Annotated in this window: 16 protein-coding genes and 1 pseudogene; 6 read left to right on the top strand and 11 right to left on the bottom strand. The window is 70.1% G+C overall.

Going from position 1 to position 13420, the window contains the following annotated elements; translation table 11 throughout:
• Window positions 1–25: 25 nt before the first annotated feature.
• The 4 genes from QMK24_RS13000 to QMK24_RS12985 form a co-directional block, all read right to left on the bottom strand.
• On the bottom strand, window positions 26–580 hold the full coding sequence (locus QMK24_RS13000) for a hypothetical protein (protein ID WP_283465803.1): 555 nt from the start codon (window positions 578–580) through the stop codon (window positions 26–28).
• A 221-nt stretch (window positions 581–801) separates the two neighbouring features.
• The gene (locus tag QMK24_RS12995) at window positions 802–1566 is read right to left on the bottom strand and encodes an enoyl-CoA hydratase/isomerase family protein (RefSeq protein WP_283465802.1); all 765 of its coding nucleotides are present in this window, start codon (window positions 1564–1566) and stop codon (window positions 802–804) included.
• A complete protein-coding gene (locus tag QMK24_RS12990) occupies window positions 1563–2003 on the bottom strand; it encodes a Zn-ribbon domain-containing OB-fold protein (RefSeq protein WP_283465800.1) in 441 nt (146 codons plus the stop codon). Before QMK24_RS12990 ends, QMK24_RS12995 begins: the two co-directional genes overlap by 4 nt.
• 3 nt (window positions 2004–2006) lie before the next feature.
• Window positions 2007–3158, bottom strand: a complete 1152-nt coding sequence (locus tag QMK24_RS12985) for a lipid-transfer protein (RefSeq protein ID WP_283465798.1) — start codon at window positions 3156–3158, stop codon at window positions 2007–2009.
• Window positions 3159–3269: 111 nt separating this feature from the next.
• Here QMK24_RS12985 and QMK24_RS12980 point away from each other — a divergent pair, with 111 nt between their 5' ends.
• The gene (locus QMK24_RS12980; protein WP_283465797.1) at window positions 3270–4826 is read left to right on the top strand and encodes a FadD3 family acyl-CoA ligase; all 1557 of its coding nucleotides are present in this window, start codon (window positions 3270–3272) and stop codon (window positions 4824–4826) included.
• On the opposite strand, the gene QMK24_RS12975 is transcribed toward QMK24_RS12980, so the two are convergent.
• Together QMK24_RS12975 and QMK24_RS12970 are read right to left on the bottom strand one after the other, a co-directional pair.
• The gene (locus QMK24_RS12975) at window positions 4739–5554 is read right to left on the bottom strand and encodes a DUF998 domain-containing protein (protein ID WP_283465795.1); all 816 of its coding nucleotides are present in this window, start codon (window positions 5552–5554) and stop codon (window positions 4739–4741) included. The two genes, QMK24_RS12980 and QMK24_RS12975, sit on opposite strands and share 88 nt — an antisense overlap.
• Before the next feature lie 76 nt (window positions 5555–5630).
• Window positions 5631–6710: an alpha/beta hydrolase-fold protein gene (locus QMK24_RS12970; protein ID WP_283465794.1), complete on the bottom strand. Its 1080-nt coding sequence runs from the start codon at window positions 6708–6710 to the stop codon at window positions 5631–5633.
• A 372-nt stretch (window positions 6711–7082) separates the two neighbouring features.
• Here QMK24_RS12970 and QMK24_RS12965 point away from each other — a divergent pair, with 372 nt between their 5' ends.
• Together QMK24_RS12965 and QMK24_RS41480 are read left to right on the top strand one after the other, a co-directional pair.
• Window positions 7083–7616, top strand: coding sequence for a hypothetical protein (locus tag QMK24_RS12965; protein ID WP_283465793.1), 534 nt, complete (start codon window positions 7083–7085; stop codon window positions 7614–7616).
• A 329-nt stretch (window positions 7617–7945) separates the two neighbouring features.
• A pseudogene (locus QMK24_RS41480) lies at window positions 7946–8086 on the top strand (AMP-binding enzyme); the annotation flags it as partial.
• Between the two features lie 121 nt (window positions 8087–8207).
• Here QMK24_RS41480 and QMK24_RS12960 read toward each other — a convergent pair.
• From QMK24_RS12960 to QMK24_RS12945, 4 genes are all read right to left on the bottom strand, one after another.
• A complete protein-coding gene (locus QMK24_RS12960) occupies window positions 8208–8816 on the bottom strand; it encodes a hypothetical protein (protein ID WP_283465792.1) in 609 nt (202 codons plus the stop codon).
• Window positions 8817–8915: 99 nt separating this feature from the next.
• Window positions 8916–9146: a hypothetical protein gene (locus QMK24_RS12955; protein WP_283465791.1), complete on the bottom strand. Its 231-nt coding sequence runs from the start codon at window positions 9144–9146 to the stop codon at window positions 8916–8918.
• A 356-nt stretch (window positions 9147–9502) separates the two neighbouring features.
• Window positions 9503–9706, bottom strand: coding sequence for a DUF397 domain-containing protein (locus QMK24_RS12950; RefSeq protein WP_349307885.1), 204 nt, complete (start codon window positions 9704–9706; stop codon window positions 9503–9505).
• Window positions 9707–9717: 11 nt separating this feature from the next.
• On the bottom strand, window positions 9718–10569 hold the full coding sequence (locus tag QMK24_RS12945; RefSeq protein WP_283465789.1) for a helix-turn-helix domain-containing protein: 852 nt from the start codon (window positions 10567–10569) through the stop codon (window positions 9718–9720).
• A gap of 296 nt (window positions 10570–10865) precedes the next feature.
• Here QMK24_RS12945 and QMK24_RS12940 point away from each other — a divergent pair, with 296 nt between their 5' ends.
• The 3 genes from QMK24_RS12940 to QMK24_RS12930 all read left to right on the top strand — a co-directional run bounded on the left by QMK24_RS12940 (window position 10866) and on the right by QMK24_RS12930 (window position 13053).
• Entirely contained in the window at window positions 10866–11315 is a 450-nt protein-coding gene (locus tag QMK24_RS12940; protein WP_283465788.1) for an ATP-binding protein, read from the top strand.
• Between the two features lie 106 nt (window positions 11316–11421).
• Window positions 11422–12009, top strand: coding sequence for a TetR/AcrR family transcriptional regulator (locus QMK24_RS12935; protein ID WP_283465787.1), 588 nt, complete (start codon window positions 11422–11424; stop codon window positions 12007–12009).
• A 351-nt stretch (window positions 12010–12360) separates the two neighbouring features.
• Window positions 12361–13053 carry a hypothetical protein gene (locus tag QMK24_RS12930; protein WP_283465785.1) on the top strand — a complete coding sequence of 231 codons (693 nt, stop codon included), beginning with the start codon at window positions 12361–12363 and terminating at the stop codon, window positions 13051–13053.
• Between the two features lie 112 nt (window positions 13054–13165).
• On the opposite strand, the gene QMK24_RS12925 is transcribed toward QMK24_RS12930, so the two are convergent.
• Window positions 13166–13330, bottom strand: coding sequence for a hypothetical protein (locus QMK24_RS12925; protein ID WP_283465784.1), 165 nt, complete (start codon window positions 13328–13330; stop codon window positions 13166–13168).
• Window positions 13331–13420 lie beyond the last annotated feature (90 nt).

Below are 13420 nucleotides of genomic sequence, written 5' to 3'. Positions count from 1 at the left end.
CGTGCGCCCGTCGGAGGCGCCCGCGTTACTCCGGCCGCTGCTCGGAGCCTGCCGGGGGGGAGGGGGTCCATTCCGTGGGGGCCTCGGCCGGGGGGTCCCAGGCCGCCGGCTGGGTGGGGGCGGGGTCGTTCGAGGGGTCGATGGGGTGGACTGGTGGCCGGCCGTAGGACGGGTGATGGCGGCCGGACATCATGGCGGCGGCGATGAGGAGAAGCGCGCCGCCGGCGAGGGCGATGCCCACGCCGGCGTCGAGGCCGTTTCCGCCGGCGGTGAGGGAGCCGGCGGCCTGCCCCTGGCGGACCATCCAGAGGATGGTGAAGCCGAGGACGATGATGCCGGAGAGGCCGACGAGGAGGCGGGAGCGCAGCAGGAGGCCGAGGAGGGTGACGAGGGCGGCGAAGATCATGGGAAGGAAGAGGGAGCCCATGAGGGCGGCACTGTCGGCGGTGATGCCATTGAAGAGGTCTTCGATGCGGATCTTGGAGCCGTGACGGCCGTCGTACCAGGCACGGAAAGGGCTCCAGGCGGCGGCCGTCGCTCCGATGAGGGCGATGAGGGACCCGAAGACGTTGCGGATCATCGTTCGTCGTCCAATCTCGACGCCCCCCTGCGGCCCACGCTATGCCGGGCGGCGTGACGCCGCCACGCGGGGCACACTCGGTGCCATGGACATCGGGAAGCTGCGCGCGTGATGGTCGCACCGCCAGGGGCTGGACGGTTCGGCGGCCGGGCTGAAGGTCCGGTCGGAGCCGACGGTCGACGTCGCCGGACCCCGGCCGACCGTAGCGCCGCAGGCGCCCGTCACCTCACTCGGAACTCCCCGCTGCGCGAGGTGAACAGCCCCGCCTGGCGTTCCGGCGGCAGGTTCCCGAGGGCGATGAGGTGCGGGGCCTGCGCCAGCGCGTGCGCGCGGGCCGCCTCGCGGGCCGACCAGACCGCGCGGACCGTGCCCTGGACGGACTCCGTCGGGTAGGAGGCTATGACGGCGGCGGCGCGCAGGGCCGCGTCGAGCAGCTCGTCCGCCGGGACGACCTCCGATACGAGGCCGGTCTCGTAGGCCCGTCGGGCGCTGATCCGTTCGGCCGTTCCCATCAGGGACATCCGCATGATCTCGCCGTAGGGCATGCGCTGCGCCATGTGGACGGCCTCATAGGCGCTGACCATGCCGTAGGTCGTGTGCGGGTCGAAGAAGGTCGAGTGCTCTGCGGCGATGATGAATTCTGCCTCGCCCAGGAGGTAGAAGGCGCCGCCGCAGGCCATGCCGTTGACGGCGGCGATGACCGGCTTCCAGAGGTCGTTGGACTTGGGGCCGAGGCTCAGCAACGGGTCGTCGATGGAGTACGGGGACGATGGCTGCGGGACGTCGACCGAGCGGTCGATGCCGGTGCAGAACGCCTTGCCGCCGGCGCCGGTGAGGACGATGGCCCGGATGTCGTCCGTCATGCGGAACTCCCGCCACAGGGCGGTGAGTTCGCCGACGGTATCCAGGTCGATGGCATTGTGGCGCCGGGGGCGGTCCAGGGTGACGACGGCGACGCCGTCCTTCGACGTGCAGGTGACGCTCATGGCCGCTCCAGCAGCCAGCGCGGGACGGTGACGCCGTCCGCCATCGCGTGGAAGGCGACCTTCACCCCGGCGCCGATCCGGAGTTTCGCCGGGTCGACGGAGTTGAGCGGGGCGTCCGCCGAGGCGACGAGATTGCCGACGAGACGGATCTGCGGGGCGTCCAGCAGCTCCACGACGATGGCGTTGTACGGTGCCTGCTCGGCGTAGCCGGGCAGCAGGGGTGGATGCGGGAAGACATACGACCAGATGCGGCCGCGCCCGCTCATCCGCCGCCATTCGCTGTCGAAGGACTGGCAGTGCGGGCAGCAGGGGCGCGGCGGGAAGCGCAGTACGCCGCAGGCGGCGCACGCCTGTACGCGCAGCTCGCCGAGGCGCGCGTACGCCCAGAAGGGCGCGCCGTCGTCGTCGGTCACCGGCAGCAGCAGTTCGTTGGACATGCCTCAGCTCCTCAGCAGCAGCGCGGATGTGGGGACGCCCTCGCCCGCGGTGACCAGGCAGGTGGCGGCGTTGGGGACCTGGGCGGTGGAATCGCCGCGCAGCTGCTTGACGCCCTCGTTGATCAGGTTGAAGCCGTGGACGTACGCCTCGCTGAGGCCGCCGCCGCCGGTGTTGATGGGGAGCCGGCCGCCGATCTCCAGCGCGCCGCCCTCGGTGAAGGCGGCGCCCTCGCCGCGTCCGCAGAAGCCGTAGCCCTCCAGGGAGAGCGGGATGAGGGGCGTGAAGGCGTCGTAGATCTGCGCGACGTCGACATCCTCGGGGGTGATGTCGGCGTTCTTCCACAGGTGCCGGGCGGTGGTCCAGGAGGGGCCGGTCAGCGGGTCGTCGTTCCAGTAGTTGACCATGCCGTGGTGCTGGGCGGGCAGGCCCTGGGCGGCGGAGTGCACATAGACGGGCTTTCGGCGGCAGTCGCGGGCGCGCTCGGCGCTGACGATGACGCAGGCCAGCGCGCCGTCCGTCTCCAGGCAGTTGTCGAAGAGGCAGAGCGGATCGCTGATCCAGCGGGACGTCATGTACATCTCGCGGGTCAGCGGGCGCTCGTACATCATCGCGGCGGGGTTCTGGTTGGCGCGGTTGCGGCAGGCGAGCGCGACGTTGAAGAGGTGGTCGCGGGTCGCGCCGAACTCATGCATATAGCGCCGGGTGAGCATGCCGATCTCGTCGGAGGGGCGCAGCAGTCCGAAGGGGCGGGTCCACTGGCCGGGGGTGGGGAGCTGGACGGCGGTGTTGGTCCAGGGGCGTTTGCCGCTGCCGCGCTTGCGGGACCGCCAGGCCACGCCGACGGTCGCCTGCCCGGTGGCCACGGCCGCCGCCAGGTGCGCCACGGTCGCGCAGGAACCGCCGCCCCCGTAGCCGACCTTGGAGAAGAAGGTGACGTCTCCGGCGCCGATGGACTTCGCCACCTCGACCTCGTCGGTCTCCTCCATCGTGTAGGAGGCGAAGCCGTCGACTTCGGACGGCGCTATCCCGGCATCGTCGAGTGCGGCGATGATCGCCCGGCAGGCCAGGGCCCGTTCGGACTCCGGAAGGTTTTTGGCGAAGGGGGTCTGGCCTATTCCCACGATCGCTGTCGCGTCCTTCAGGGCAGCGCTCACGGACACCTCCCGGCATGGTCATCACTGCTGACAGCCAGTCAGGGTACCGTTAATCTGACGGGTAGTCAGGTAGTCGTCAGGCAGTCAGCACATCCCGTTGAGGGGAGCATCATGCGCGGTGACCTGGACTGGGGCAATATCCCGGGGCTGGTACGGGCGGCGGTACGACAGTACGGCGACCTCGAGGCCGTCGTCGACGGCCGGACCCGTATCAGTTACACAGAGCTGGGCGAGCGCGTCGAGCGGGCCGCCGCCGCCACGATCGCGGCCGGGATCGAACCCGGCGACCGGGTCGCCATCTGGGCGCCCAACACGGTCGACTGGATCGTCGCGGCACTCGGCGCCGTGTCCGCCGGCGGCGTTCTCGTCCCGCTCAACACCCGCTACAAGGGCACCGAAGCGGCCTACGTCCTCCAGCGCACCCGCGCCAAACTGCTCTTCGTCACCGGCACCTTCCTCGGCACGTCCTACGTGGCCGCGCTGCGCCGCGCCGATGCCGATCTGCCGCAGCTGCGCGATGTCGTGGTCCTCTCCGACACCGCCCCCGCTCCCGAGGGGTACCGCACCTGGCGGGAGTTCCTCGCGGGCGGCGAGTCGGTCTCCCGGGAGGCCGTACGCCGCCGCGCCGACTCGCTGCGCGGCAGCGACCCCTCCGACATCACCTTCACCTCCGGTACCACCGGTCACCCCAAGGGCGCCGTCATCACCCATGCCCAGACGCTCCGCGTCTACGGAGTCTGGAGCGAACTGGCGGGCCTGACCGAGGGCGACCGCTACCTGATCATCAACCCGTTCTTCCACACCTTCGGCTACAAGGCCGGCATCATCGCCTGCCTCATGCGCGGCGCCACGATGGTTCCCCAGCCGGTCTTCAACGTCGACACCGCGCTCGCCAACATCGCCGCGGAACGCATCAGCGTCCTCCCCGGCCCGCCCACCCTCCACCAGTCGATCCTCGACCATCCGGCGCGCGGCAAGCACGATCTGAGCGCGCTGCGGCTCGTCGTCACCGGCGCCGCCGTCGTCCCCCTCGAACTCGTCGAACGCCTGCGCTCCGAGCTGAAGATCGCCACCGTCCTCACGGCGTACGGCCTCACCGAGGCCAGCGGCACCGTCACCATGTGCCGCCAGGGCGACCCCGCCGGAGTCATCGCCTCCACCTCGGGGCGCGCCATCCCGGACACCGAGGTACGCGTCCTCGCCGACCCCGGCGAGCCCGGCGAAGTCCTCGTGCGCGGTTACCACGTCATGCGCGGCTACTTCGAGGACCCCGACGAGACCGCCCGCGCCATCGACGCCGACGGCTGGCTCCACACCGGCGACGTCGGCGTCCTCGACGCAGACGGCAACCTCCGCATCACCGACCGCATCAAGGACATGTTCATCGTCGGCGGCTTCAACGCCTACCCCGCCGAAATAGAGCAGGCGCTGCGCCACCATCCCGACATCACCGACGTCGCGGTCGTCGGCATCCCCGACCCCCGTCTCGGCGAGGTCGGCAAGGCCTACGTGATCCGCCGCCCCGACGCCACCCTCTCCGCCGCCGACCTCATCGCGTGGTCCCGCCGGGAGATGGCCAACTACAAGGTCCCGCGAGAGGTCGCCTTCCTCACGGAACTGCCACGCAACGCCAGCGGGAAGGTGATGAAGGCCGAGCTCCGGGGGTAATCGGGGGTTGGTGGGGAGGCGGGTTGCTCCTGTGGTGTCCTGCTGGGACCCGGCGGAGGCGGGCCGCCGGACACCTCACGGGCGGCCGCCGGGGCTCCGCCCCCGGCGATCAGCCGCACGGCCACCGCGCCGCACCACAACGAAACCACCAGCACCTGCCCCCGCTCCGGCAGCCCCACCCACCGCAGGTCCGCGAGGACCAGGCAGACCTCCAGCACTCCGAGCCCGCCCACCATCAGGCCGGCGACCGAGTCCCACCTCCCCAGCCGACGCCAGCCCGGCAGCCGCTGGAAGAGACTGCTGAGCACGACCATGGCAATGATCGCGGCGGCGAACTCCGCAAGGCTGGAGAGCGTGTGGGGCTCGCGCAGCTGAGCCGCCAGCGCACCGGAGTCGCCGGCGCGGCAGACCGGGTCGGACGACGGAGCGCAGGACATCGGCTGCAGGCCGTCCAGGGCCGAGGCCACCGCCGTGACCGCCAGTGCCACGCACCCAGTCGTACGCCGCCGGCCGGCGGGAAGCCGGCGGGCCAGCATCACGGCCAGCACCAGCAGGCCGGCCCCGGCTATGACGTCGAACGTCCGGAACAGTGCGCTGGACGGCTCGCTGCGGACGGACAACTCGCTGACGTACGAATGGAGCACGCTCAGATCCGAGTCCACCGTCCACTGCAGCAGGAGGGAGCTGTAGGCCAAGGCGCCGACGAGTCCGGTCAGCCCGCCCGCCATCACTCCCCCGTACCGACGGCGGCCGGAACGGTCCGGCGTGCGCTGGGGACGGAGCAGCGGGGATCGCACGTCAGCCTCAGCCTCCGGTGCTCTGCGCAGCCGGCAGGTGGGCGGCGAGCCAGTCGAAGGCGGCCGGAGTGGCCGGGTACCACACGTGGAAGTTGTGGCCGCCCTTCGGCACGATGACGGTTTTCACGGGCAGGCCGGCGCCGGCGACGTCCTGGAGCTGCTGCATATTGCGCAGCGCGCCGGGGTCGCCGCGGCTGGCGACCAGGTACAGCGGCACGGTGGCCCGTCCATGGCCGGCGAGCCAGAGCGGCGAGTTCCACTGGCGCACCGCCGTCTGTCCCCGGTACAGGTCGCCCGTTTGGGAGTCCGAGACCGCAGTGAAGTACCCCGAGAGGGCGGCCGCCGCACCGTATCGCTCAGGGTGATGGAAGGCGATGTTCACGGCGCAGAAGCCGCCGGTGGAGTAGCCGATCGCCGCCCAGGAGGCCCGGGTGTCCAGCGCGCGGTAGTGCCGCGCTACGGCGGCCGGGACGTCCACGGCCAGGTAGGTCTCGTTCTGCTGGCCCCGCACGGCGTTGACGCACTCGCTGTCCCGCCCGTGGTCGTAGTCCGTGGGAGCGACCGCGATCACCGGCGGCATGCGGCCGGCCGCGATCTCGCGGTCGAGGGTCTCAACGACGTGCAGGTGGTGTGTCCAGTTGTGCGGTCCCCCCGGGAAGCCGTGCAGGAGCTCGATCACGGGGAACCTGTGCGTGGCCGCTTCCGGCCGGAAGTACGCGGCCGGAAGGTAGACCCGGGCGTCCCGGCTCACCCCCGAGACCGGCCCGTCCAGGCGCACGCTCTCCACTCGGCCGTGCGCGTCTGCGGGAACCGGCGGGTCGCTCCTGGCCTGCTTCGACGTCCCGGCCGGTGCCGGTACGGGCGGTTGCCCCAGCAGGTCGCCGAAGGTCTGGTAGAAGCCGTAGTCGCGGTTGACGAGGTCCGCCATCACGGCGGCGCCGGAAGCCATGACCAGCAGCAGGGACATCAGCCGCAGCAGGACGGCCCCGCGACGCGGCCACCGATTCCACAGAAGCATCGTCGCCGCGACCACGGCCACGGCGGTCGCTATGACCACTGCCATGAATGGCCAGCCGGTCAGTGCCATGGCTGCTCCCTGCCTGCTCGGGCTCTACTGCCAGTACACGCCTGGCGGAGGTGCCCGTCCAACCAGGGCCGCCATTTCGACGGCTCGCCGCCGCTTCCCGTCCGTCGCTCTGCCGCCCTCGCCACGGCTCTTGCCCGGCTCTCGTCCTGGTGGGACGGGGCGGTGGCCGGGCGGACACATGGGACCCCGGGGCGGCCACACGGACGGCGTGATCTTCCATACCGACCGGCCGGTTCGTCTAATCCGGCCCCATTCACCCCGCCCGGGCCGGGCAGCGGGCATGTTGGCCGGCTGTTGGGCCGCGGTTGGCCGAATACAGGATGATCATCCCGAACGTGTGCCCACTCATGCCGAGAACGGGGATCCATCACGATGTTGTCCCGCCGACTGCTCCATGCCACCATGCTCTCCGCCGCGCTGCTCACCCTGGCCGCCTGCGGCCCCGACGATACCTCTGCCGCCCCGAGTTCCGCCGCCCCGAGTTCCGGCACCACGGCCGCGACCTCGCCGGGCAAGAGCGCGCCGCCCTCGGACGGCGCGCCCGCCAACGACTGCGGGACCCCCAAGCCGGTCACCGGCCACAAGATGGTGCACGTGACGGCCCAGCCGACCGCCACCACGCTCCAGGCCCAGGCCACCAACTTCGCCTGCGACCCCAACGACGGCCACTACGCGGGCACCGGCACCGCCAAGACCTACAAGTTCGCCGCCAACGCCGAGGCCGAAGTGACCCAAGGCGCGGTCAACCGCAAGGCGGTCTCCCTCACCGTCCTCTCCCACCACATCAGCGACTGCCTCCACGGCACGTCCGTCCAGCCGCCGAACTACTGCTCCGGCGACATCTACGACATCACCGTGGATTCCGCCGGCCACATCACCACGATCGCCGAGATCTGGCACTCGTGAGCGCGCCGGGAGCTGGGGGTGGCCGCAGGCACCGAGCGGGCTGACTGGCGGATGCTGATCTCCACGAAGGGCCAAGGCTCCACGTAGCGGCGCTCCGGGCACTCCGCGTGATCCGCTTGGGGCGCGTGGGGTTGGGGTGGTCGGTGGGGCGGCCGGTGGGGTGGCAGCGCACCGGGGCCAGGCCGCCCCACCGGCCCGCGCCCCGGTCCACTTCGCCCGGGCCGCGCTTCGGTCGGGCCAACAGTCAGAGCCTGAACCTCGGCCCCCGCCGACCGTTCCGGTATTCGGGCCGTGCAGTGGGCCGGGTCAGTGGCCGCCGTCGCCCGGGAGTCGGCATCCCCGACCCCCGCCTTGGCGAGGTCGGCAAGGCCTACGTGATCCGCCGCCAGGACTCCACCCTCTCCGCCGACGACCTCATCGCCTGGCCCCGCCGCGAAATGGCCAACTACAAGGTCCCGAGAGAAACTGAAGGCCGAACTGCGGCCGGGCAGCGGCCAACAGAGCGCCTGACCCAGCGTCAGAACCTGCGGTTCCGGGCCCGTTCCACGTCCAACCGGGCCTGGGAGGACGCGAGGAGCGCGCAGCGCGGTGCTACGGCGTGCGCTGCGCGGCTGCCTTGCGGTCGCCCGGCCGGAACGGCTCGTCGGTGTATGTGTCCGGGGCGAAGTGCTCCACCGCGGCGACGATCAGGTTGTGGTGCTCACGTCGACGGCGGTGCTGGAGCGTGTTCCCCAGGGCGTAGAAGGGCACCGACACGAGTTGATTCGGCACGCGGCTTTTCCCTGGGAACGCGGCATCTGCGCGCATCCGTAGCACCAGGGCACCCCGCTTCTGCGAGAACTGGACCGCGTCGAGGGTCGCCCAGGGGACGGTAACGACGCGGTGCCGCTGCACCCTGCTGATGCCCGCCGCGTCGATCCGCAGCGCCGGCTGCCCCCACGAGCGGATGAGCAGCGGCAGGGTGAGCACTCCGCCGATCACCGGCAGCCCCACATACCCGCCCACGCCGGGAGCGCCCATGCTCCACTCCATGCCCCTGCCTGCGATCAGCACTCCGCCCGCGAAGAACGACACCACTTCCAGCATCAGGAGGAACGCCATCACGCCGAGAACGACGCCGAGGTCGCCCACCGCACGTCGCCCCCGCTCGGCAGGCAGTAGCAGCCCGTCGGCCGCTACGGGGCGAGCAGGTGTGGACATAAGGATTCCTCCCTTGAAGAGCCGGACCCGGGGACAGCTGCAAAGCCCCCACCGCCGGATCGTGTTGCCGAGCCAGACCAGAGGATCGTACTTTCGGGGTCAGTGTCCGCCGTCGCCCGGGAGACAGGTGCCTTCCAGGGTGCGGCCCGCCACCTCGGTGGTGACCGCTCCGTCCGTGTCGACGGTGCCGTTGACGCACACCTTCCCGCCGCCACCGCCGACCTGCACGTTTTTCAAGGGCTTGTCGTAACCGGCCGCCTTGATCTCGATCTGGGCCGCCGGAACCCCGAGCGCGTGTCCCGCGGCCTCGCGCACCGCCGACGCGTCCACGGTCCTGTTCCTCAACTCCGCCGCCAGCGCCTCGGCCTAGGGCTGAGCCCGCTCCTTCTCACCAGCCGTGATCGGCAGCTGCTCGCGGTAGCCGTGGTTCTCGCGCTGCCGCTGATTCCAATCGAACGAGATGCACGGCGTTGGCGCCGTCCCCTCCCCTTCCGGGCAGAACCCGAGCCGGCTGGTGGACGGGTTGCGGGCGCGCTTGGCGCGCCCGATTGCGCGGCCGCCGTCCCGAACTTCGCCCCGAACTTCGCGAACGCGGTTCCGCCGACGGCGAGCACCACGACCGCGCCTGCGGCGGCCAACGCGCGTGCAGTGTTGTTGAGACCCATGGGGGTCAGAGTGCCAGGGCGTCAGCCCGCGAGGTGGTCGTACTCCCCGGCCTTGACACCGCCGAGGAACGCCCCGAGCTGGGCGGGTGTGGTAGTGAGGATGACGTGGGGGTCGTCGCTCTCACGGAGGTGAACTAGGCACTCTGTTGCCGCCAGTTCGACGCAGTCGTTGCCTTCCCCTCCTGCGGAGTAGGAGGACTTCTGCCAGGCGGTGGTCGATGGCACTGCTTTGCCTTTCATAGTTCGCGGGCGATGCGCTGGATGAGATCGCGCGACTCAGTCCGCGGCAGCGTTGAATCCTGGACCCTATCCAGGACGGCGCGATGCTTGCGCAGCTGGGCCTCGGTGCTGAGGAGTCTGCTGTAGTGCGCTCCATCAATCACCACGGTGTCGAGCTGAGGTACGCGTCCGTTCGCGTACATCATCGAGTACCCGGCCCCGGCGAACCCTTCCACAGAGAACGGGATGACCCGCAAGGTCACTCGTTCTCGCTCTGAGAGGTCGATGAGGTCAAGCAGCGTGGCGTGGGCGGACTTGCGACTGCCGACCATGATGCGAAGCGCAGCTTCATGGATGATGGCGACGAATTCGGGTGGCTCTTCCTTCTCGAAGATCGCCCGCCGCCGCGTGCGATGCTCGACCCTGGTCTCGATTTCCTCGGGAGACATGTCGGGTTTGACGTAAGTGAAGACGGCCCGTGCGTAGTCAGGTGTCTGCATCATCCCGGGGATGTGCACGATCTGGAGAGTGCGCAGGTGAGTTGCACGATCTTCGAGCTCGGCCAGGTCGTGGAACGCCTGCGGTAGAACGCCCCGGTACTCGTCCCACCACCCCTTGCCTCGCTCGCTGGCCATCTCCACCAACGCATCGACCAGCGCTGGGTCGTCGCACTCGTAGAAGCCGGCGAGGCGGCGGAGCCGTTCCTCGCTGATGCCACCGCGACCCGATTCGATCTGGCTGATCTGGATCGGGTTGATCGCCAGAAGGGCTGCCGCCTCCCGGGCGGTCATGCTGGCCTGCTCGCGCATCCTGCGCAGTTCGACACCCAACCGCTCCTGGCGGGCTGTGGGGTTGGTCCTGGGGGGCATGGCTCCCTTCCTTGGCGCGGGGGGTTGATCGGGCACGCCGCGCCAGCATGGCATGAGGCCTCTCATCCGAGGCAACTTTACGGTTTATGGTTGCGCCGGATTAACCCTGAGCCCTACCGTAGGTATCGCTTCGACTACACCGTGGTGTGATCGGCATCCTGCCGGTCACACCCCATTTTGCGCTGCCGGCAAGGCGGAAGTGCACCCTCTGCGAGCGGCCGATCGCAGCGGGCGTTGCCACCGCGAGTTGGCGTACCGCGAAACCAATCCCTCATGCTCACCCAGGGAGATCACCCATGGGAACAAGCAAGTGCGCCTCCGTGTGGCCGCCGAACGGCCGAGGCGTTCCGCACTCGTACACGATGTTCAGCCCGCCGCTGGATACGTCGCCGAAGATCGCCCGCGACTTCATCGCCAGCGTGCTGCGTTCGCTCGACCTCGGTCACATCCTCGACGCCGCCCAGCTCTGCACCAGCGAGCTGGTCACCAACTCCCTCCAGCACGCCCCCTGTATCGGCTCGCTGCTCCGGCTCGACATCCAGGCCACACGCATCCGCATCAATGTCTACGACGCTTCCCCGGCGGAGCCGTTACTGCGTCGGGGAACCCGCGAATCCTCCGAGCACGGCCGGGGGCTCCTCCTCGTCGACGCCCTCGCCGACCGGTGGGGCACCGCACCCGGCGGTCCGGTCGGGCTCGGCGGCGTGGACGGCAAGGGAGTGTGGTGCGAGATCCGCACGCGCTAGCGGTGCCTCCTGGGGCGGTTGATCCCGCAGTCGACAGCGTGGAGTTCGTGATAGTCGGTCGTGCATGGCTTGATTACCATACGGGTCTACCCGTATGGTAATCGCCATGAACTCCTCTTCACCATCCAGGGGACGACCGAGGGACCCCCGCTCGCACGAGGCGATCGTCAGCGCGACCGCAGAGCTCGTCGCCGAGGTCGGATACGCGGCGACGTCGATCGGGGCTGTGGCCGCGCGGGCCGGCGTCGGCAAGGACGCGATCTACCGACGATGGTCGGGAAAAGCAGAGTTGGTCTACGAGGCCGTGTGCACGGCCACCGACCACGCTCCGATCCCGGACACCGGAACGCTGGTGGGAGACCTGGCCGTACTGCTGCAACCCCTGATCGACCAGTACCGCACACCTGCGAGTGCCGCGGCGCTCCCGGGACTGCTCGCTGACTTCGCCTCCGATCCGGTCCTGAAGGCCCGCATCCGTACGGACTTCCTGGCCCCGGCGAGACATCGACTGGTGATCGTCTTCGACCGGGCCGTGCAGCGCGGAGAGATCCCGGCGGACACACCGGCGGATCTGGTCCTGGACACGCTGGCCGGAGCCGTGCTCTTCCATGTCGGGCTGGTCGGCGAAGACCCCAGCCCGCAGCTGGCCGGCCGGCTGGCTGCGGTCGTTGTCAAGGGAATCGAGATCCGATGAACGGCCGGCTTCCCGCAGCAGGTATCAGCGCAGCCGGCCTGGCCGCAGCGCACATCGTCGGCGGCAGGGCTGCTCCACATCGCGGGTCTTCGCCGTACCTCGTCCCTGCTACCCGCGCAGATCCAGCGGCGCCTCACTCCAGGTCGACCGCTGGACGCCCAGGCCGAGCGCTACGCCCAGCAGCAGCCATAGCCTGACGGGTCCGGGCCCGCTTCTTCCAGCAAACCCCGCCGCACCTTCACCTGCTGGGCCGGCGCCGCGGCCGCCGTCGACACCAGGCATTTCCGCCGGGTCCACGCAGGCCACCGGCACGGACGCCGACCCAGCCCCCGTTACCTCATGGAGGTTTCCATGTCCGACACCATCACCGCGACCACCCGCCGCTGGCCGCTCTGGACAGCCGCCGCTCTCGCCGCAGCCATCACTGTGCTCCACCTGCTTGGCACCGCGGAGTTCGTCGATCCTCTGCTCCACGCAGACCTCGACGCCGCGGTCGGACAGCTCTTCCGCGTGCTGTGGCACATATGCACGCTACTGCTCGCGTCGCTCGCCGTGGCCCTGGCCTGGGCCGCGCGCGCCGACCGCACAGCCGCTCGGCCGGTCCTGGCCTACACCTGGTTCATCGCCGCCGCCTTCACCTGCGTGTTCTTCGCCATCAACGTGGCCGCCTTCGGCGGCGCGGTGTTCACCCTGCCCCAATGGACGCTGTTCGTGCCGCTCCTCGTATTGATCCCACTGCCCGCTGACACAGCGTCTGTTCACCGAGAATCCGAGGTCCCCCACCCCGCCGGCAACAGGGATGTCCCTCGAGCTCAACTCCGGGCTTGGGCACGCGACATGAGAGAGACCGGCCATGGCGCCCCCTCCACGCCGTGGTCGGTCTCTCTCGCTCCCCCAGGTGCGGTCCCCGTTCCCCCCGTGTCCCCTGGGCGATCCCCCTGCTGGGTCCCCCCGGACCCGTTTCCCCGCTGGGTCCCCCCGGACCCGTTCCCCCTTTGGGCTCCCCCCGAGCCCTTCAGCTCCTGGGCTCCCCCGAGCCCCTGAGCTGAGCTTTCCCCCGTGCTTCCCCGTGCTCCCCCGTGCTTTTGTGACCCCGTGGCCCCGTTACCCCCGTGACCCCGCCAACCCCGTTGCTCCCCCGAGCGGTTGGGGCTTCCTACTTGAGGGGCTCCGAGTCGTTGTGCCAGTTGTCCGGCGTCGGATCGGGGGCGGCTTCGGTGCGGAGGACGTCCGGGAGGGCCTCCGTGGTGCTGTCGTTGTGCCAGTTGTCCGGCTTGACGATGCCGCCGTCGTTCAGTGGCTTCGGCGTCTCGGTGGTCATATGGACTCCCCAGGTTTTGTTGGCCTTACTGGTGGGGCACCCACCCGGTGGCGACCCCCGTGCGCCACCGGGTGGGTAGCTCGTGCAATG

This window comes from Streptomyces sp. PH10-H1, assembly GCF_030063355.1.
Lineage (GTDB): Bacteria > Actinomycetota > Actinomycetes > Streptomycetales > Streptomycetaceae > Actinacidiphila.
Note: the sequence above shows the minus strand (reverse complement) of the source record. Positions and strands in the feature narration are given on the sequence as shown.

Excerpts from the sequence above, each read along its gene's own strand:
- QMK24_RS12925 (WP_283465784.1), bottom strand. The coding sequence starts at position 13,330 with ATGACCACCGAGACGCCGAAGCCACTGAACGACGGCGGCATCGTCAAG.
- QMK24_RS12995 (WP_283465802.1), bottom strand. The coding sequence starts at position 1,566 with ATGAGCGTCACCTGCACGTCGAAGGACGGCGTCGCCGTCGTCACCCTG.
- QMK24_RS12990 (WP_283465800.1), bottom strand. The coding sequence starts at position 2,003 with ATGTCCAACGAACTGCTGCTGCCGGTGACCGACGACGACGGCGCGCCC.
- QMK24_RS12935 (WP_283465787.1), top strand. The coding sequence starts at position 11,422 with ATGAACTCCTCTTCACCATCCAGGGGACGACCGAGGGACCCCCGCTCG.
- QMK24_RS12970 (WP_283465794.1), bottom strand. The coding sequence starts at position 6,710 with ATGGCACTGACCGGCTGGCCATTCATGGCAGTGGTCATAGCGACCGCC.
- QMK24_RS12940 (WP_283465788.1), top strand. The coding sequence starts at position 10,866 with ATGGGAACAAGCAAGTGCGCCTCCGTGTGGCCGCCGAACGGCCGAGGC.
- QMK24_RS12945 (WP_283465789.1), bottom strand. The coding sequence starts at position 10,569 with ATGCCCCCCAGGACCAACCCCACAGCCCGCCAGGAGCGGTTGGGTGTC.
- QMK24_RS12930 (WP_283465785.1), top strand. The coding sequence starts at position 12,361 with ATGTCCGACACCATCACCGCGACCACCCGCCGCTGGCCGCTCTGGACA.
- QMK24_RS12965 (WP_283465793.1), top strand. The coding sequence starts at position 7,083 with ATGTTGTCCCGCCGACTGCTCCATGCCACCATGCTCTCCGCCGCGCTG.
- QMK24_RS12980 (WP_283465797.1), top strand. The coding sequence starts at position 3,270 with ATGCGCGGTGACCTGGACTGGGGCAATATCCCGGGGCTGGTACGGGCG.
- QMK24_RS12975 (WP_283465795.1), bottom strand. The coding sequence starts at position 5,554 with ATGGCGGGCGGGCTGACCGGACTCGTCGGCGCCTTGGCCTACAGCTCC.
- QMK24_RS13000 (WP_283465803.1), bottom strand. The coding sequence starts at position 580 with ATGATCCGCAACGTCTTCGGGTCCCTCATCGCCCTCATCGGAGCGACG.
- QMK24_RS12960 (WP_283465792.1), bottom strand. The coding sequence starts at position 8,816 with ATGTCCACACCTGCTCGCCCCGTAGCGGCCGACGGGCTGCTACTGCCT.